The sequence below is a fragment of the Massilia brevitalea genome, from assembly GCF_030711405.1.
Taxonomy (GTDB): Bacteria; Pseudomonadota; Gammaproteobacteria; order Burkholderiales; family Burkholderiaceae_D; genus Telluria; species Telluria brevitalea.
In genome coordinates this window covers 77745-97211 of the sequence record NZ_JAULSI010000006.1, presented here as the reverse complement: position 1 = coordinate 97211, position 19467 = coordinate 77745, and the positions used below count along the sequence as shown (strand labels likewise).

The window sequence follows — 19467 nt, the reverse complement described above, 5'->3', positions numbered from 1 at the left end:
AGCATCATTCAATGAAATTCAACCGACAGGGCCTGTTGCAGGCCCTCGCCCTGGCGTCCCTGTGCGCACTGTCGCTGAACGCGCGTGCCGACTGGGCGCAGTCGACCGACCCGCTGATCGTCCAGCCGGGTCCCACCAACAATGCCGTGCAGGCCCAGAATCCGCCCGGCTTCACCTGGGCGCGCCACGCCACGGGCCCGGCCGCCTACGAAATCGAGATCACCCCGGAGAGCGGCGCGCCCGTCAAGGCTGTCGTCGAACGCAACTGGTACCTGCCGGCCAAGGCGCTGCCGCTGGGGAACTACACCTGGCGCGTGCGTCCGAGCGGCAGCAACGACTGGTCCAGCCCGCGCAGCTTCCAGCTCACCAGCCGTTCCACGGTGTTCGAAGTACCCGACAACGCCACCCTGCGCAGCCGCATCGCCGCCAAGGCGCGTCCGCGCGCACTGCCGCCTTCATTCACCCTGTACACAAGCTGGAACGCCGCCAAGAAAGCCGAGCTCGACCCTTACGTGAGCCGCATGAGCAACGAGATCAAGCTCCAGATCAACGCGCTGCCGGCGCTGAACGACGCGCGCTGGCCGATCGCGATCACCACGCCGCTGACCGCCGCCATGGCCGCCCAGCAGACCGACATCCGCCAGCGCATCAACGAAGCCAGCCGCCAGCTGGAAGCGGCCGCCATCATGTGGCGCATGAAGCGCGATCCGCTGTTCCTGAACGAGGCGCTGCGCAAGGGCGACCAGTTGGCCAGCCTGAATCCGACCGGCCCGACCAGCTATGCCAACCAGGACCAGGCCACGCGCCAGATCTCGGTGTCCCTGATCAAGGCCGTCGACAGCCTGGCCGGCGACCTGGACGCAACGCGCAAGGCGCGCTGGCTGGAAACCGTGCGCGTGCGCACCGAGGAAATCTACCGCAACCTGGCGGGCGACAACGGCCGCCTCGACCAGTACCCCTTCGATTCGCACGGAAACACCAGCCTGGTGTTCCTGGTGCTGATTTCCTCGCTCTCGCTGGGCGACATCCCGGAAGCGCAGAAATGGTTCGACTTCTCGTTCCGCGCCTATGCCAATGCGCCGTCGCCCTGGGCCGGCCCGGAAGGCGGCTTCGCCAACGGCACCGCCTATGCCGAGTACGCGGCCGGCTACCTGGTGCAATTGTGGGACCCGCTGACCCAGGCCACCGGCGTGAACTTCTACGCCAAGCCCTGGGCCCTGGGTTTCCTCGACTTTGCCACCCAGTTCACGCCGCCGGGCTCGAAGATCCACGCCTTTGGCGACGGCTCCGAGACCAAGCCCGACACCCGCGTGTTCCACGCTTTCGGTTCGCGCATGGTGTCGCCGCGCGCCGCCTGGTACGTCGACAAGCTGGGCGGCACCGAAGACACGCTGTCGCTGCTGCAGGCGCCGTACCCGATGCCGGTGGCCGACACCAGGACCCAGGCGCCGCCGTCGAGCAGCGCCTACTACCCGAGCATCGGCTGGGTGGCGATGCACAGCGATATCGGCTCGACCGCGCGCAGCTCGCTCTTCTTCAAGTCCAGCCCCTACGGTTCCTTCAACCATAGCCATGGCGACCAGAATGGCTTGTTGCTGTCGGTGGCCGGCCAGCCGCTGCTGGTCAAGGCCGGCTGGTACGACTGGTACGGCTCGCCTTACTGGACCGACTGGTACCACCAGAGCCGCTCGCAGAACGCCATCACCTTCGACGGCGGCAAGGGGCAACTGGTGAACGGCTACCGCGAGCAGCTGCAACGCAACGGCAAGATCACGGCGTTCTCGGCCCAGCCGGGCTACGACTATGCCGAGGGCGACGCCACCGCGGCCTACGGTGGCCAGTTGACCATGGCCAAGCGCCAGGTCTGGCACCTGCGCAATGCCGGAAATGCGATCCTGGTGCGCGACCGCCTGTCCGCCAGCGTGCCGCACACTTATGAATTCAACCTGCACGCCCCGGTGGCGATGACGGTGGAAAACACGGGTGCGGTGAAGATTGCCGCCAACGGCCAGTCGGTCTGCGTGCGCAGCCTGAACGGCAACGCCAGCTTCGCCAAGTGGGCCGGCCCGGCGCCGAAGTCCGGCGTGACGGAGGACCACGGCGCTTTCTACCTGCCGAACGACGGCAAGTCGACTGCCGAGTTCCTGGTGCTGCTCGACGTCGGCTGCAAGCGCCCACCGGTGCAGGTGGCGGCCTCGGGTACGGTGCGCACGGTCACGGTGGCGGGGCAAGCGGTCACGCTGAACTGATACGGCGCGGTGTCCGCCCGCGCTTCCCGTAGCGGGTGTCATCGCTAGCCAATCCCCACAGCGTCCATGCCGTGAGGATTTTTTTTATCCCGGCAGCCCGTGGCTTTCCAGCGCCGAATCAGGCCCGCGCTTGAGCGGCCGCAAAGGCGCCGTGCGCGCGCTTGCTGCGGCCGGGTTTCGGGCAGCGCGCTGCGCTAGTATCGACCGGTCATCACCAGCCGACCCCGACATGCGCTCCCGTCCGCTATCGATTGCCTACATCGTCCGCGACCCCTTGCCGCCGCGCCGGGCCGATGTGCTGACCCTGTTCGGCGCCGAATTGCCGCGCCATGGCGTGCATGCCGAACTGGTCGGGCAGGCCGGCCCGGATGCCGCGGACGGTCCCGATGGCCCGGATGGCACCGACGACACCGACGGCACCGGCAGCACCGGGCAGCCTGACCGGGGCGGCATGCAGGTGGTCGGCCGCCTGGGCAGCCGTTTCGCCGCCGTATTCTCTCCGTTCTGGGACGTGCTCGGCCTGCTGCGCGCCTGGCGCCGCGTGCGTCCGGGCTGCATCCAGGTGCGCGACAAGATCGCCAGCGCCTTCGTGGCCTGGCTGGCCGCGCGTCTGCTGGGCGTCCCTTTTGTCTACTGGATGTCGTTTCCGATCGTCGAAGGCTTCGAGGTGCGGCGCGACGCCATCGGCAAGCGGGGCAGGGGAGCACTGTGGCTTGCGCACGCGCTGCGTGCGCAAGCCGCGCGTCTGCTGGGCGTCCCTTTTGTCTACTGGATGTCGTTTCCGATCGTCGAAGGCTTCGAGGTGCGGCGCGACGCCATCGGCAAGCGGGGCAGGGGAGCACTGTGGCTTGCGCCCGCGCTGCGTGCGCAAGCCTCGCGTCTGCTGCTGTACCGCCTGGTGCTGCCGCGCGCCGACCACGTGTTCGTGCAGAGCGAGGCGATGCGCGTCTGGCTGGCCGGGCGCGGCATTGCCCCCGGGCGCATGACGGCGGTGCCGATGGGCGTCGACAGCGCCCTGTTCGAGCGCAGCGCCATCGCGCCCAGCAGCGACCCGCGCCTGGATGGGCGCCGCGTGGTGCTCTACCTGGGCAGCGTGGCGCAATCGCGCCAGTCCGGCTTCCTGCTCGACGTTGCGCTGCTGCTGCGCGCGCGCCTGCCGGAGGTCTTGCTGGTGATCGCCGGCGACGCGCCCTCGCTCGACGAAATGGCCTGGATGCGGCGCGAGATCGCCAGCCTGAAGCTCGACCGGCACGTGCTGCTCACCGGCTGGCTGCCCCAGCGCGAGGCGCTCGGCTATGCCGTGCGCGCCGAAGTCGGCCTGTCGCCGATCCCGCGCGGGGTGCTGTTCGACGTGTCTTCTCCCACCAAGCTGGTCGAGTACCTGGCGCTGGGCCTCCCGAGCGTGGCCAACGACATTCCCGACCAGGCTCTGGTCCTCGAAGAGAGCGGAGCCGGGCTGTGCGTGCCGATGCAGGCCGAAGCCTTTGCCGAAGCCACGCTGCGCCTGCTGGACGACCGCGCACTGGCGGCCGGGGTGGCCGCGCGCGGGCCGCCCTGGGTCCGTGCGCACCGCAGCTACGCCATCCTCGGCCGCAAGGTCGCGCAGGTCTACAGCGCCATCTGCCCGCCATGTGGACCTATTCGCTGAAGTTTACGCTGCGCTCGCTGCTGCGCGAGCTGCTGCGCGGCTTCTGGGGCCGCTACCTGGTGTACCCGCGCCTGGCCGCCGTGGAGCGCTCGGCGGCGCTGCTGAACGCAGCCATCGCGCGCCGCGCGCGCCGCATCGGCGTGCCCGTGGAGCCGGACGGCACCCGCCTGCGCCGTCTCACTCAAGGCGCGGCGCTGCTCGACAAGACCGAGCTGCAGCGCCATCCGGAGCGCTTCCTGCGTCCGCGCAGCCTGGGCACGCTGCTGCGCAACACGATCCGCACCAGCGGCACCTCGGGCAGCCCGCTGGCGCTGGTGCAGACCCTGGGCGCCGTGATCCGCGAGGAAGGCTTCATCCAGCGCCAGCTGGCCTGGATCGGCTGGCGCCACGGCCAGCGGCGCGCCTGGATCCGTGGCGAGATCGTTTGCCCGCCGCAGCCGCCCGACGGGCGCTACTGGTGCCAGGACTGGTTCGGCAAGATGCTCATGATGTCGTCCTACCACCTGTCGAACGCCACCATTGGCGCCTATGTCGGCGCGCTCGAGCGGCACGACCCGGTGGTCATCCATGCCTACCCGTCCTCGGTCGGCACCCTCGCCGCCTGGCTGAACGCGGCCGGGCAGCGCTATCGCGGCCGGGCACTGCGCGGCGTACTCACGTCGTCGGAAACCCTGGAGCCGGAAGTACGCATGGCCGTGGAAAGCGCCTTCGGCGTGCCGGTCTACGACTGGTATGGCCAGGCCGAACGGGTGGTGGCCATCGGCAGCTGCGAGCGCGGCAACTACCACGTGCTGACCGACTACGGCGCCGTCGAATTGCTGGAAGGAGAAGACGGCAGCTGCGAACTGGTCGGCACCACCCTGAACAATGCGGCCATGCCGCTGGTGCGCTACCGCACCGGCGACCGTGTTCTCCCTGGCAACGGCCGGCCCTGCGCCTGCGGCCGGGTTTTCCCCACCGTCAAGGCCGTGATCGGGCGCCAGGAGCGCATCGTGACCCTGCCCGACGGCCGGGTCATTGCCCGCCTCGACCGGGTATTCCAGGGCCATGAACGCGGCCTGCTCGAAGGCCAGGTGTTGTATCGCGGCGACGCGCGTTTCGTGCTGCGCGTCGTCGCCACCGACGCCTTCGGCGCGGCCGACGAAGCGGCCCTGCTGGACAAGTTCCTCCTGCGTGTACCCGGCGTGGACGCAGGCGTGGAGCGGGTTGCGGCCATTCCACGCGGACCGAACGGCAAGTATGAATTTATTGCGTTTGAAATGTGAATTCTGTGGCGAACCGTGCGCGGGAGGGGAAATTCTTGATGTATGATCGAAATATTGTACCTTTATTAAGAAACGTGAACCACTTCCTTCCCACCAGATCGGTGCCAACGCCTGCCGGAGCCTGCGCATGAAAGCGCGCGCGCCGCGCATCCTGATGGTCGGCACGGCCCTCGACGGGCGGGGTGGGGTGGCAGCGATATTGTCGGTGCTGCGGGCCGGCGGTTTGTTCGAACGCGAGGCGGTGCACTACGTCAGCACCCACCGCGAGGGCGGCGCCCTGGCCAAGCTGTGCCACGCCGGCGCCGGCCTCTGGGCCACGCTGGCGACCTGCCTGCTGCAGCGTCCGGCCATCGTCCACGCCCATGCTTCATCGGGAGCGAGTTTCGTGCGCAAGTCGCTGGTGCTGCTGCTGGCACGCGCCAGCGGCTGCAAGACCATTTTCCACCTGCACGGCGGCACCTTCCGCGAATACGCACTGGAGCGCTCCGGCGCCCTGATGCGGCGCTGGATCCGCCATACCCTCGAACGCAGCTCGCTCGTCATCGCCCTGTCCGACAGCTGGGCCGTCTTTATCGAAGGCTTCGCGCCGAAGGCGCGCGTGGCCGTGGTGCCGAACGCAGTGTCCCTGCCTGCGGCAAGGACCACCACCGTCCCGGAAAGCCCGGCACACCTTGCCAGCCTGGCAGGCGAGACGGAAACCGTGGTCCCGGGCCGCATCCTCTTCCTTGGCCGGCTCGAAGCAGCCAAGGGCACGGCCGAACTGCTGGACGCCGTCGTGCAACTGGCGCCGCGCTTTCCGCAGCTGCGCCTGGTGATGGGCGGCAGCGGCGACCTGGACGGATTCCGGCGCCAGGCGGCGCAGCGCGGCATCGCCGGGCATATCGACTTGCCCGGCTGGCTGGACGCCGCCGCGCGCGACGCCGAGCTGGCGCGGGCCAGCGTGTTCTGCCTGCCGTCGCATGCCGAGGGCTTGCCGATGGCGCTGCTGGAAGCGATGGCGGCCGGCAAGGCGGTGGTGGCCAGCAGCGTGGGCGGCATCCCGGAACTGGTGCGCGACGGCGAGAATGGCCTGCTGGTGCCGCCGCACGACGGCGCCGCCCTGGCGCGCGCCCTGGCGCGCCTGCTCGCCGACGAGGGCCTGCGCAGCCGGCTCGGCGCCAGCGCGCGCAAGACAGTGGAAGCACAGTATTCGACACAGGCAGTCTGCGGCCGCCTGGCCGCGATCTACAACGATTTGGCGGGGACGCGATGAACGCAACAGTACGCATGGTTTGGCTGGTCAACCGTTTGCGCTGCATGTCGGTGGCCGAGATCGGCTACCGCGTGCGCCAGGCCGCGCGCACAAGGATGAGCCGGGGAGCGGCCCACCGGGCCGCGCCTGCTCCCTTGCCGCGCGCGCGCAGCTTCGACGTCCACGGCGCCCCGGCGCTCGACCCGGTCCAGATAGATGCCCTGCTGGCCGAAGCCGACCGCATCTGCGCCGGCCACGTGGTGCTGTTCGCCGACCGCAGCTTCGACGTCGGCGTGCCCACCGTCTGGAACCGCGACCCGGACAGCGGCATCACCGGCCCGGCCGTGTTTTCGGGCGACATCGCCATCGACAGGCAGGAACTGGTCGGCGACATCAAGCACGTCTGGGAACTGAACCGCCACCTGCACCTGGTGCGCCTGGCGCAAGCCTGGAGCGTGTCGGGCGAAGTGCGCTGGCTGCACGCGCTCGAACAGCAGCTGCGCAGCTGGCTCGACCAGTGCCCGCCGCTGACCGGCCCCAACTGGACCAGCCCGCTCGAAATGGGCATCCGCCTGGTCAACTGGGCCTTGCTGTGGCAACTGGTGGGCGGCGAATCGAGCAGCCTGTTCGCCGGCGAATCCGGCCAGCGCCTGCGCGCCGACTGGCTCGACAGCATCCACGCCCATTGCCGCACGATTGCGCGCAACCTGTCGCGCCATTCCTCGGCCAACAACCATTTGATCGGCGAACTCACCGGCCTGTTCGTCGGCGCCTCGGTCTGGCCCTGCTGGAAAGAGTCCGGCGCCTGGATGGAGCAGGCCCGGCGCGAGCTCGAGGTGCAGGCGCGCCTGCAGTATTCGCTCGACGGCGTGAACAAGGAGCAGGCCTTTGCCTACCACGTGTTCTCGGCCGAATTCCTGTTCGTGGCCGGGCTGGTGGGACAGGCGACCGGGGTGCCGTTCTCGCGCAACTACTGGGGCGTGCTGCAGCGTGCGCTGCGCTTCCTGCGCTCGGTGCGCGACGTCGGCGGCCACGTGCCGATGGTGGGCGACGCCGACGACGGCATCGTGTTCCGCCTCGACGCCGCCGGCAGCGACCGCGCCGCGCAACTGCTGGCGCTGGGCGACACCGTGTTCGGCGCCGCCCCCGACAGCCACCCTGGCGTGCGCTGGCTGCTGCACGCGCTGCCCGGGCGCCGTCCGGACGCCGACGCCCACGAACCCGACACCGGCTGGGCCTTCCCCGACGGCGGCTACTTCCTGTTCGGCTCGCACTTCGGCGAACCCGACGAAATCAAGGGCATGCTCGACTGCGGGCCGCTCGGCTACCTCGGCATCGCCGCCCACGGCCACGCCGACGCCCTGTCGATGACGCTCTCGGTGGCGGGCGAGGAAGTGCTGGTCGACCCCGGCACTTATTCGTACTGGCAAGACCAGAAATGGCGCGATTATTTCCGCGGTACCTCAGCGCACAACACGGTGCGCATCGACGGCCGCGACCAGTCGGTCTCGGGCGGGCGCTTCCTGTGGCTGAGAAAAGCGCGCGCCAGCATCGAGCGCATGCCGACCTCGCCCCACGAATTCGATTTCCGCGGCTCGCACGATGGCTACGCGCGCCTGGCGGACCCGGTGCGCCACGTGCGCAGCGTGCGTTTCGACGCCGCCAGCTCGACGCTGACGGTGCGCGACGAGGTTGCCGGCAAGCGCCCGCATCCGATGGAGCTGTTCTGGCACTTCGCCCCGGAACTGAACGTGCGCCTGACCAGCACCGGCCTGCACGTGCGCGGCAAGCGCTTCGCCCTGCAAATGCAGGCCAGCGGCGCCGACCTGAAGCTGGAACTGGTGCGCGGCGCCGAAAACCCGCCGCTGGGCTGGTACTCGCGCTGCTACGAATCGAAGGAGCCGTGCGACGTGTTGCGCATCAGCACCGTATCGTCCGCCGTTCCGGTCGAGTGCAGGTTTACAATAACGTTTTTCTAATTAGTTTCCATAATTACTACAATGCAGGATCGTCCAAACATGCTTATCTATCTGGTTGCAGGCGCACGTCCCAATTTCATGAAAATCGCGCCGATCGTGCGCGCATTGCAGGCGCAGGACAAGCTGGCGTTCAAGATCATCCACACCGGCCAGCACTACGACCGCGAGATGAACGACGTCTTCTTCGAGGAACTCGGCATTCCCCAGCCGGACGTGTTCATGGCCGCCGGCGGCGGCAGCCACGCCCAGCAGACGGCGAAAATCATGGTCGGCTTCGAGGAGCTCTGCATGAACGAGCGTCCGGCCGCCGTGCTGGTGGTCGGCGACGTGAATTCCACGCTGGCCTGCTCGATCGTCGCCAAGAAACTGAACATCCCGGTGGCCCACGTCGAGGCCGGCCTGCGCAGCGGCGACATGTCGATGCCGGAAGAAATCAACCGCCTCGTCACCGACAGCATCTCGGACTGGTTCTTCGCCACCGAGCCGGCCGCCGTCGAGCACCTGCGCCGCGAAGGCAAGGCGGACTCGGCAGTGCACTATGTCGGCCACGTGATGGTGGACAACGTGCTGTACCAGGCCGACAAACTCACGCGCGCCGATACCTCCGGTTTCGAGACCGCCGCCTTCAAGGCCGCAGCGCAGGAAAACGGTGGCCGCTACGGCGTCGTCACCATGCACCGCCCGAGCAACGTCGACGAGCCGGAAACCTTTGCCCGCATCGCCGGCGCCCTCAAGGAAATCGCGCAGGAGCTGCCGCTGATCTTCCCGGTGCACCCGCGTACCCGCGCGAACATCGAGAAGTTCGGCATCGACCTCGGTCCGAACATCACCCTGGCCGGCCCGCAAGCCTACATGGCCTTCCTGAACCTCTGGAAAGACGCGGCCATGGTCCTCACCGACTCCGGCGGGCTGCAGGAAGAAACCACGGCCCTGGGCGTACCTTGCGTAACCATCCGCGAAAACACCGAGCGTCCGGTGACGGTCGACGAGGGCTCGAACGTGCTGGCCGGTACCGACCCGGAAAAAATCCTGCTGGAAGCGCGCAAGGTCTTGCGCGGCGAAGGCAAGCAGGGCCGCCGTCCTGAACTGTGGGACGGCAAGGCCGCCGAACGCATCGTCGCCATTCTCGCCAAAGCGCTGGGGTGAGGCTGGCATGACACCCGCCATCACCATGATGGGCTGCAGGATCGACAATCTGTCGATGGAGGAAACCCTCGTGCGTATCGAGGAATTCATCCGCTCCGGCCAGCCCCATCAGCACGTGGTGGTGAATGTCGACAAGCTGGTGAAAGCCAGCCGCGATCCGGACCTGCGCCGCATCGTCAACGACTGCGCGCTGGTGAATGCCGACGGCATGCCGGTGGTGTGGGCCTCGCGCCTGCTGGGCAAACCGCTGAAGGAGCGGGTGGCCGGCATCGATTTGTTCGAGGCGCTGATGCGGCGCGCCGGCGAAAAGAATTGGCGCGTGTTCCTGCTCGGTGCGCGCGAGGAAGTCGTGTCCGCGGTGGCCGACACCTATCGCCGCCGCTATCCCGACCTGATGATCGCCGGCTGGCGCAACGGTTACTGGACGAATGAAGAGGAAGTGCAGGTGGCCGAACAGGTGCGCGCCAGCGGCGCCGACCTGCTGTTCGTGGCAATCAGCTCGCCCAAGAAAGAACAATTTCTCGGCCGCTGGCAAGGCGAGATGAAGATCCCGTTCGCCATGGGCGTGGGCGGGACCTTCGACGTGGCGATTGGCCTCGTGCGCCGTGCGCCGCGCTGGATGCAGCGCGCCGGCCTGGAATGGTTCTACCGCTTCCTGCAGGAGCCGCGCCGCATGTTCCGCCGTTACTTTATCGACGACATGGCGTTTGTCTGGCTGTTCATCAAGGAAGCAGCCGGCCGCAAGGTGTGATGGAAGTGTGATGTTTGCCCGTAAGGGAAAGTGAAGAATAGGGGAAGGCGGCCACAGAAAGCCGCTGCCGAAAGAACAAGGGGGGATGGCATGACGCTGTCCTGGAGCGCCGAAACAGGCGCGTATCAATCGCATCAACAGTACAAACACAGAGAGTGACGACAATGAAGATTCTGGTTACGGGCGGCGTGGGCTACATCGGTTCCCACACCGTCGTCGAGTTGCAACATGCCGGGTACGACGTGGTCGTGGTCGACAATCTCTCGAATGCCCAGCGCTCGGTGCAAGAGCGTGTGCAAAAGATCACCGGCAAACCGTTCGAACGGGTCGAAGCCGACATCCGCGACCGCGCGGCCATGGAAGCGGTGTTTGCCGCCCACAAGGTCGACGCCGTGGTCCACTTCGCCGGTCTGAAGGCCGTCGGCGAATCGGTGGCGCAGCCGCTGCGCTACTACGACAACAATGTCTCGGGCAGCGTGGTGCTGTTCGAAACCATGGCCAAGTTCGGCGTCAAGACCCTGGTGTTTTCCAGCTCGGCGACCGTCTACGGCGACCCGGCCTCGGTGCCGATCCTGGAAGACTTCCCGCTCTCGGCCACCAATCCCTATGGCCGCAGCAAGCTGATGATCGAAGACATCCTGCGCGACCTGATCAAGGCCGAGCCGGACTGGCATATCGCGCTGCTGCGCTACTTCAACCCGGTCGGCGCCCACGAAAGCGGCCTGATCGGCGAAGAGCCATCCGGCATTCCGAACAACCTGGTGCCCTACATCGCCCAGGTGGCGACTGGCCAGCGCGAAAAGCTGTCGGTCTACGGCGGCGACTACCCGACCCCGGACGGCACCGGCATGCGCGACTACATCCACGTCGTGGATTTGTCGATCGGCCACGTGAAGACCCTGGAAAAGCTGGCCAAGGCGCCGGGCCTGCTGACGTACAACCTCGGCACTGGCCGCGGCAACAGCGTACTGGAAATGGTCGCCGCGTTCGAAAAGGCCTGCGGCCGTCCGATTCCCTACCAGATCGTCGACCGCCGTCCGGGCGACATCGCCAAGTGCTACGCCGACCCGGCGCGCGCACGCGACGAACTCGGCTGGGAGGCCACGCGCGACGTGGCGCAGATGTGCGCCGACACCTGGCACTACCAGACCGCCAACGGCAAGGCTTGAGCCTGCCGGGCAAGCTTGTACCCACGGAAAACCATGCACGCCGGGCGACAAAACAGCACAAGAATTCATACAAAGTTTGACAGCCCGGCAGCGCAAAACCTAACAGAATGAGGACGCTCCAATGAAAGCAATGATTCTCGCGGCAGGCAAGGGCACCCGCGTGCGCCCGCTCACCTACGATCTTCCGAAACCGATGATTCCGCTGCTCGGTAAACCCGTCATGGCTTACCTGGTCGAGCACCTGAAGAAGCACGGCATCACGGAGATCATGGTCAACGTCAGCTGGCTGCACGAAAAGATCGAAGAGTATTTCGGCGAAGGCGAGCAGTTCGGCGTGCAGATCGGCTATTCCTTCGAAGGCTACATGACCGACGACGGCACGGTCGTGCCGGAGCCGATCGGCTCGGCCGGCGGCATGAAGAAGATCCAGGAATTCGGCGGCTTTTTCGACGACACCACCATCGTGCTGTGCGGCGACGCCCTGATCGACCTCGATTTGAAGGCGGCCCTGCTGGAACACCGCCGCAAGGGCGCGATGGCCTCGGTCATCACCAAGGAAGTCCCGTGGGACAAGGTCTCGTCGTACGGCGTGGTCGTCACCGACGAAGAAGGGCGCATCAAGCAGTTCCAGGAAAAGCCGAGCCAGGAAGAAGCGCTGTCGAACTACATCAGCACCGGCATCTACATCTTCGAGCCGGAAGTGATCGACCTGATCCCGGCCGGCGTGCCGTTCGACATCGGTTCCGAGCTGTTCCCGCTGCTGGCCGAGCGCGGCCTGCCGTTCTATGCCCAGACGCGCCCGTTCAACTGGCTCGACATCGGTACCATGAGCGATTACTGGGAAGTGCTGCAAACGGTGCTGACCGGCGAAGTCAACCACATGGACGTGCCGGGCATCCAGATCGAGCCGGGCATCTGGACCGGTTTGAACACCAGCATCGACTGGAGCGGCGGCACGAAAATCGAAGGGCCGGTGTACATCGGCTCGGGCGTGCGCATCGAAGCGGGCGCGCATATCGTCGGCCCGACCTGGATCGGACATGGCAGCCACATCTGCGAAGGCGCGGAGATTGTGCGAAGTGTGTTGTTTGAATATACTCGCGTGTTGCATGATGTAACGTTGCATGAAATGATAGTCTTTAAAGAATATAGTGTCGACCGTGCCGGAGAAATGAAGCACGCGTCGGAGTATGGTTCCGATGAATGGCTGAATGCGCGTGACCGCCGGCGCAGTAGCCGCAAGGAAATCGCGAGTCAGAAAAGTAATAACCTAGAGAAAGCGAACGCATGAAGATTTACCCAGTGATCCTCTCCGGCGGCGCCGGTACCCGGCTGTGGCCCCTGTCGCGCGCCGTGCTGCCCAAGCAGCTGTTGCCGTTGGTTGCGGACAAGACCATGCTGCAGGAAACCGCGTTGCGCGTTGCCGGCTTGCCTGGTCTGATGGCGCCGCTTGTCGTGTGTGGCAACGACCACCGCTTCATGGTGGCCGAACAGCTGCGCGCGGCGGGCATTACGCCGCTGGGGATCCTGCTCGAGCCGGTTGGCCGCAACACCGCGCCGGCCGTCGCCGCCGCAGCGCATTTCCTGAAATCCGTCGATCCGGAAGCGGTCATGCTGGTGCTGCCGGCCGACCACGTGATCACCGACCGCGAAGCCTTCAAGGAAGCGGTGCTGCGCGCCGCCACCATGGTGCAGGGCGGCGGCCTGGCCACCTTCGGCATCGTGCCGAAGTCGCCTGAAACCGGCTACGGCTACATCCGCCGCGGCGCGGCGCTGGCCAACTGCGCCGACTGCTACGCGGTCGAACGCTTCGTCGAGAAGCCGGACCTGGCCACGGCCCAGGCCTTCGTGGCCGACGGCGGCTACTACTGGAACAGCGGCATGTTCATGTTCGCCGCCGAGCGCTATCTGTCCGAGCTGGCGAAATTCGCTCCGGAAATCGCCGACGCTGCCGACAAGGCAGTGAACAACGGTTACCGCGACCTCGATTTCTGCCGCCTCGACGACGCCGCCTTCACGGCTTGCCCGTCGGATTCGATCGACTACGCCGTCATGGAACATACCCAGGACGCAGTGGTGGTGCCGGCCGACATCGGCTGGAGCGACGTCGGTTCCTGGTCGGCCCTGTGGGAAGTGCAGCCGCACGACGAAAACGGCAATGCCCAGCGCGGCGACGTCTACCTGGACGGCGTGAAGAATTCCCTGGTGCGCGCCGAAAGCCGCATCGTGGCCGTGGTCGGCGTCGAAGACATCGTTGTCGTCGAGACCGAAGATGCGGTGCTGGTCGCGCACAAGGACCAGGTCCAGCGCGTCAAGCAGGTGGTCGAGCACCTGAAGTCGAAAGAGCGCACCGAGCACCTGCACCACACCCGCGTGTACCGCCCATGGGGCCACTACGAGGGCATCGATTCCGGCGACCGTTTCCAGGTCAAGCGCATCACCGTCAAGCCGGGCGAAAAGCTGTCGCTGCAGATGCACCACCACCGTGCCGAGCACTGGGTGGTCGTCTCGGGCACCGCGCGCGTCACCTGCGGCGACAAGGTCAGCCTGCTGTCGGAAAACGAATCGACCTACATCCCGATCGGCATGAACCACCGCCTGGAAAACCCGGGCAAGCTGCCGCTGCACATCATCGAAGTGCAGTCGGGCAGCTACCTTGGCGAGGACGACATCGTCCGCTTCGAGGATATCTACAAGCGTTCGTAAGCGCGTCTTGCTGATACAGGAACGGGCCGCGAGGCCCGTTTTTTTTATTGGGCCGGGTCCGTAGGGTGGGTTCTCGAACCCACCACAACGGCGCATGCGCACCGCCTGCCCGAGCCGGTGGTCTGTCGGCAACTGCCGAGGCCGGTGGTCTGTCGGCAACTGCCGAGGCCGGTGGTCTGTCGGCATCCTCGTGGTGGGTTCGAGAACCCACCCTACACTCGCACAACATCCCCAAGTCAACAGTGTGAGACCCTCCCACGGCCAGGCATACAATGCCCCGGTCAGTGCATCCTCTCGGGAGTGATCATGAAGACGCTATTTGCCGCCGGCGCGCTCGCGCTGGCCTTGTCCTCGGCGGCGCCGCAGGCAGCCGCGCAGACCGGCGCGCCGCCGCTCGATCCGCTGCTCGAAGGCCAGCTCGAACGCTGGCTCGGCGCCGGCGACCAGGTCTTTGCCAATCTCTACACGCGCCAGCCCGGCGACGATGCGCTGGACTTCCACGCCGCCGCCGACGGCCGCGGCGACACCTTCACGCTGCTGCGCGTGAGCGATCCGCAAGACAACAGCTGGCTGGTCGGCGGCTACAACCCGCAGAGCTGGGAATTCGACGGCGGCTGGAACCTCACCCCGCGCGACTTCCAGCGCACCGCCTTCATCTTCAACCTCACCGAGCCGGCCGTCTACCGCCAGATTCCTACCAGCTTCGAGCTGCCCAGCCAGGGGTCGTTCCAGACCTTCAATGCGCCCGACCAGGGACCGACCTTCGGCGCCGGGGCCGATCTGTTCGTCAACGACAGGCTCGATACCGCCTTTTCCTGGCGCCTGAGCTACGGCAATCCGGACGGGGAAGGGCGGAGCATCGTCGACGGCAGCGTCGGCGGCCAGTTCTTGCGCATCGATGCGCTCGAGATCTACGCCGTGTCGCCGATCCCGGAACCGGCCCAGGCGGCGATGCTGGCGGCGGGCCTGGGCCTGCTCGGCATCGGGATGTCCGGCATCAGGACGTCCGGCATCGGGCTGGCCGGGACTGGGCAACGCCGGCAGCACAGTGCGCGCCGCGGTTCCCCGACGCGCTGCGCCTGACGGCCGGCTCATGGCCCGGCTCCTGCGCACGGCGCAGCTCTTGCTGTTCCTGGTCCTGCATGGCGCCGCGCTGGCGCAGGCGCCATCGTTTGACACCGGCGCGCTGGGGCCGGCGCAGCTGGCCATCGTGGTCAACGACGCCGACCCGGCCAGCGTGGCCGTGGCCGCCTACTACCGCGAGCGGCGCGGCATTCCGGCCGCGAACGTGGTCCATGTGCGCATCCCCGGCAAGCCGCGCAGCCTGGAGCCGGCGCGCTTTCGCCTGCTGAAGGAGGAAATCGACAGCCAGCTCGGCCCCGGCATCGAGGCCGTGCTGATGGTCTGGACCGCGCCGTACGCCGTGGCCTGCAACAGCATCACCGGGGCCTACACCCTCGGCTTCGACGCCGCCCTGTGCCGCGATACCTGCGCCGCCGGCCAGCCCAGCGCCTATTTCAATGCGCCCAGCCGGCGTCCATTCACCAGCCACGGCATGCGCCTGGCCATGCTGCTGCCCACGGAATCGGTAGCGGCAGCCAGGGAGGTGGTCGACCGCGGCGTGACCAGCGGCTTTCGCCCGGTGCCGGCGGGCGCCTATTACCTCACCACCGGCGAAACCGCGCGCAACAGCCGCGCCGCGTTTTTTCCGCCGGCCGGCCGCCTCGTCGCGAAACAGCTCGACGTCAAGCGCCTCCAGGCCGAGGCGCTGGAAAACGCCCGCGACGTCATGCTGTACCAGCTTGGCACGGCCAGCGTCGACAAGCTCGAGACCCTGCATTTCCTGCCCGGCGCCCTGGCCGACCACCTGACCTCGTATGGCGGCGATTTGCTGGGAAGCCGGCAGATGAGCAGCCTGCGCTGGCTGGACGCCGGCGCCACCGCCAGCTACGGCACCGTCAGCGAGCCCTGCAGCCACTGGCAGAAATTCCCGAACCCGGCCGTGCTGCTGCGCCATTACCTGCGCGGCGACAGCGCCATCGAAGCCTACTGGAAGAGCGTGGCCTGGCCGGCCCACGGCCTGTTCATCGGCGAGCCGCTGGCCGCTCCCTACCGGCGGCGCTGATGCACCGCCATCGCCCGCGCAGGCCTCAAGGCTGCGCAATATACGTGCATATGTTGTCGGGATACCTCAGCCGCGCACCGGGGTAGCGATTGCTTGTCATTATCTTGTCAAATTGTGGTTTTATTATCGTTTCTGATAATAAAATGATTAGCCGTAAAGACAAAACGCTTAGCTTCCCTACCACAATCAGGATGCCCATGAAAATGCACGTTGCAAGGAATCACCCAGCCAGCCGACTGACCGTCCTGGCCGCCTCGTTGGCAGGACTATTGACGGGCCTGTCGGCGCCGGCCCTGGCCGCGCCGGCCGATGTGGTCATCAGCCAGTACTACGGCGGCGCCGGCAGTGGCGGCGCGCTCTGGAACAAGGACTTCGTCGAACTGTTCAACCGCAGCAGCGCCCCGGTCAACCTGAGTGGCTGGAGCGTGCAGTACCAGTCGGCAGCGGGTACCAGCTGGGCAGTGATCGCCGCGACGAACACGGTCCTGCAGCCAGGCCAGTATTACCTCGTGACGGCACAAACAGCCGCCACCGGCAGCGACGTCGGCCCAGGCGACGCCTCGGGCGGCCTGGCGCTGTCGGCTACCACCGGCAAGGTGGCGCTGGCCAGCGTCGCCCGGGCCATGAGCACCCCCGAAGGCGAAGCCGTGATCGACATGGTCGGCTTCGGCACCGCCAACCGCTTCGAGGGCAGTAGCGCTGCCCCGGCGCCATCGACCGTGAATTCCATCCAGCGCGGCGAACTCGGCTGCCTCGACACCGACAACAACGGCAACGATTTCAGCGCCGCGCAAGTCGCTGGCCCGCGCCGCGCCAGTTCGCCGCTGAACGCCTGCAACAGTGGCCCGGTCGTGTACCAGATCGTGACCAGCTGCCCGGCCGGCGTGCAGGCCGAATTCGGCAGCGGCGCCATTGCCGCCCTGTCGGCAAGCGACCGCGACAGCATCGTGAACAGCGCCGTCATCGCGTCCGGCGCCGTGCCCGGCATCAGCATCGGCAGCTTCACCGCGGCCGGCGCGGTCGGCGGCACGGCCAACGCTACCCTGAACATCGACCCATCGCTGGCAGCAGGCAACTACCCGCTGACGATTACCTTCGCCAACAACGACGGCCAGGATGCCAGCTGCAACGTCGCCGTGAGCGTGGCCGGCCAATTGACCATCCCGCAAATCCAGGGTCCGAACCCGAAGAGCGCCTACAACAACACCGTGCAGACCACGCAAGGCGTCGTCACCCACAAGGTCGGCAGCGGCTACTTCCTGCAAGACGCGAACGGCGATGGCGACCCGGCCACCTCGGACGGCATCTTCGTCTTCAGCAACAATGCCGGCGTCAACGTGGGCGACCTGGTGCGCATCACCGGCACCGTCACCGAATACACGCCAAGCGGCGCCGCCCGTTCCTATACCGAATTCAAGGACCTGACTGCGACCACGAAAATCGGCGCCGGCTACAGCGTCGCCCCGACGAATATCGAACTGCCGACCGACCTGGCGCGCGTGGAAGGCATGCTGGTGCGCTTCACGAATGCCCTGACGGTGAACGGCAACGCCTACCTGGGCGACCGTGGCGAACTGGTGCTGTCGAACGGCCGCCGCGAAATCCCGACCAACCGTTACCCGGCAGGTTCCGCCGAAGCGCGTGCGCTGGCACAGGAAAACGCAGCCAACGTCATCGTCCTCGACGACAATATCTTCACGACGCCCGCCACGATCCCCTACCTGGCCGCGGACGGCACCGTGCGCAGCGGCGACACCGTCACCGACCTGACGGGCGTGATCGACTTCGGCGCCCAGGGCGGCGGCGGCGCGGCCTTCAAGCTGCAGCCGACCGTGGCCCCGACCTTCTCGCGCACCAACGAGCGCACCCCGGCGCCGGTGCTGGCGGCGGGTAATGTGAAAGTGGCCAGCGCCAACGTGCTGAATTTCTTCACCACCTTCACGAATGGCGGCGATGCCTGGGGCCGCACCGGCCAGAGCTGCACGCTCGGCGGCACCACGCGCGCCTCGAACTGCCGCGGCGCCGACAACCTGGCCGAATTCGTGCGCCAGCGCGACAAGATCGTCGAATCGCTGGGCGCCATCAACGCCGATGTCGTCGGCCTGATGGAAATCGAGAACAATGGCGATACCACCACGTCCTACCTGGTGGAGCAGCTCAACGCCAAGCTCGGCGCCGGCACCTATGCCGTCGTGCCAAAGCCGGCCACCACCGGCACCGACGCGATCCGCGTGGCCATGATCTACAAGCCGGGCGCGGTCAGCCTGGTGGGCAATGCACTGTCGGATGGCGACGCCGTCAACAACCGTCCGCCGATCGCCCAGACCTTCAAGGCTGCGAACGGCGGCAAGTTCTCGCTGGTCGTGAATCACCTGAAATCGAAAGGCAGCTGCGGCGGTGGCGCCGGCAATACCGACAGCGGCGACGGCCAGGGCTGCTGGAATGCCACCCGCGTCGAACAGGCCGCCCGCCTGCGCGACTACTTCCTGCCGCTGGTGGCGGGCGCCGCCAACGACAGCGACATCCTGGTGGTGGGCGACATGAACGCCTACGGCCATGAAGACCCGATCCGCCTGCTGAACGCGGGCGGCTACGTGAACGAGATCGAGCGCTTCGTGCGTGCGCAAGGCATTCCTTACTCGTACGTGTTCGGCGCCGAAAGCGGCTACCTGGATCATGCGCTGGCCAGCAACAGCCTGTCGGGCCAGGTGGCGGGCGTGACCGAGTGGCACAACAACGCCGACGAACCGGACGCGATCGACTACAACCTGAACGACACCGCCGAGGACCCGTACGTGCGCAATGCTTACCGTGCCTCGGACCACGACCCGGTGGTGGTCAGCCTGAACCTGGCGCCGCCCTATGCCGACGTCACGGCATCGGTGGCCCTGACCAAGTCGAGCATCGTGGTCAACCGCGTTACCGGCAAGTACAGCGGCAGCGTGACGGTGAAGAACACGAGCGGCGCGGCCATCAGCGGTCCGCTGCACCTGGTGCTGCAAGGCTTGCCAGGCGGCGTCACGCTCGACAACAAGAACGGCGTCGTTGACGGCGCGCCTTACATCACGCTGGCGAACACCACGCTGGCCCCTGGCGCATCGGTCACCGTCACCACCACCTTTACCAACCCATCGAAAGTCGGCATCGGCTACAACGCCAAGCTGCTCTCGGGCTCTTTCTAAGTTTAAGGAACCGAAC

General features: G+C 66.9%; 13 protein-coding genes. All 13 read left to right on the top strand.

Features of this window, described 5'->3' with window-relative positions; translation table 11 throughout:
• Nucleotides 1–11 precede the first annotated feature (11 nt).
• The 13 genes from QWL29_RS05305 to QWL29_RS05245 all read left to right on the top strand — a co-directional run bounded on the left by QWL29_RS05305 (nt 12) and on the right by QWL29_RS05245 (nt 19451).
• The gene (locus tag QWL29_RS05305; RefSeq protein ID WP_305821840.1) at nt 12–2249 is read left to right on the top strand and encodes a heparinase II/III domain-containing protein; all 2238 of its coding nucleotides are present in this window, start codon (nt 12–14) and stop codon (nt 2247–2249) included.
• Between the two features lie 229 nt (nt 2250–2478).
• Nucleotides 2479–3897: a glycosyltransferase gene (locus tag QWL29_RS05300; protein ID WP_305821839.1), complete on the top strand. Its 1419-nt coding sequence runs from the start codon at nt 2479–2481 to the stop codon at nt 3895–3897.
• Entirely contained in the window at nt 3879–5162 is a 1284-nt protein-coding gene (locus QWL29_RS05295) for a phenylacetate--CoA ligase family protein (protein WP_305821838.1), read from the top strand. The genes QWL29_RS05300 and QWL29_RS05295 overlap by 19 nt, the downstream gene beginning before the upstream one ends.
• 127 nt (nt 5163–5289) lie before the next feature.
• Nucleotides 5290–6414: a glycosyltransferase family 4 protein gene (locus QWL29_RS05290; RefSeq protein WP_305821837.1), complete on the top strand. Its 1125-nt coding sequence runs from the start codon at nt 5290–5292 to the stop codon at nt 6412–6414.
• Complete coding sequence (locus tag QWL29_RS05285; protein WP_305821836.1) at nt 6411–8372, top strand: heparinase II/III family protein; 1962 nt, start codon at nt 6411–6413, stop codon at nt 8370–8372. The genes QWL29_RS05290 and QWL29_RS05285 overlap by 4 nt, the downstream gene beginning before the upstream one ends.
• Nucleotides 8373–8411: 39 nt before the next feature.
• Nucleotides 8412–9518, top strand: a complete 1107-nt coding sequence (gene wecB / locus QWL29_RS05280) for a non-hydrolyzing UDP-N-acetylglucosamine 2-epimerase (RefSeq protein ID WP_305821835.1) — start codon at nt 8412–8414, stop codon at nt 9516–9518.
• Between the two features lie 7 nt (nt 9519–9525).
• Nucleotides 9526–10269 carry a WecB/TagA/CpsF family glycosyltransferase gene (locus tag QWL29_RS05275; RefSeq protein WP_305821834.1) on the top strand — a complete coding sequence of 248 codons (744 nt, stop codon included), beginning with the start codon at nt 9526–9528 and terminating at the stop codon, nt 10267–10269.
• Nucleotides 10270–10433: 164 nt separating this feature from the next.
• On the top strand, nt 10434–11438 hold the full coding sequence (gene galE, locus QWL29_RS05270) for a UDP-glucose 4-epimerase GalE (RefSeq protein WP_305821833.1): 1005 nt from the start codon (nt 10434–10436) through the stop codon (nt 11436–11438).
• Between the two features lie 121 nt (nt 11439–11559).
• The gene (locus tag QWL29_RS05265) at nt 11560–12729 is read left to right on the top strand and encodes a nucleotidyltransferase family protein (RefSeq protein ID WP_305821832.1); all 1170 of its coding nucleotides are present in this window, start codon (nt 11560–11562) and stop codon (nt 12727–12729) included.
• Entirely contained in the window at nt 12726–14144 is a 1419-nt protein-coding gene (locus QWL29_RS05260) for a mannose-1-phosphate guanylyltransferase/mannose-6-phosphate isomerase (protein WP_305821831.1), read from the top strand. Before QWL29_RS05265 ends, QWL29_RS05260 begins: the two co-directional genes overlap by 4 nt.
• A 306-nt stretch (nt 14145–14450) precedes the next feature.
• Complete coding sequence (locus tag QWL29_RS05255; RefSeq protein WP_305821830.1) at nt 14451–15227, top strand: PEP_CTERM-anchored TLD domain-containing protein; 777 nt, start codon at nt 14451–14453, stop codon at nt 15225–15227.
• Nucleotides 15228–15237: 10 nt separating this feature from the next.
• Complete coding sequence (locus QWL29_RS05250; RefSeq protein WP_305821829.1) at nt 15238–16269, top strand: TIGR03790 family protein; 1032 nt, start codon at nt 15238–15240, stop codon at nt 16267–16269.
• Nucleotides 16270–16466: 197 nt separating this feature from the next.
• On the top strand, nt 16467–19451 hold the full coding sequence (locus tag QWL29_RS05245; protein WP_305821828.1) for an ExeM/NucH family extracellular endonuclease: 2985 nt from the start codon (nt 16467–16469) through the stop codon (nt 19449–19451).
• The last annotated feature ends 16 nt before the right edge of the window (nt 19452–19467 follow it).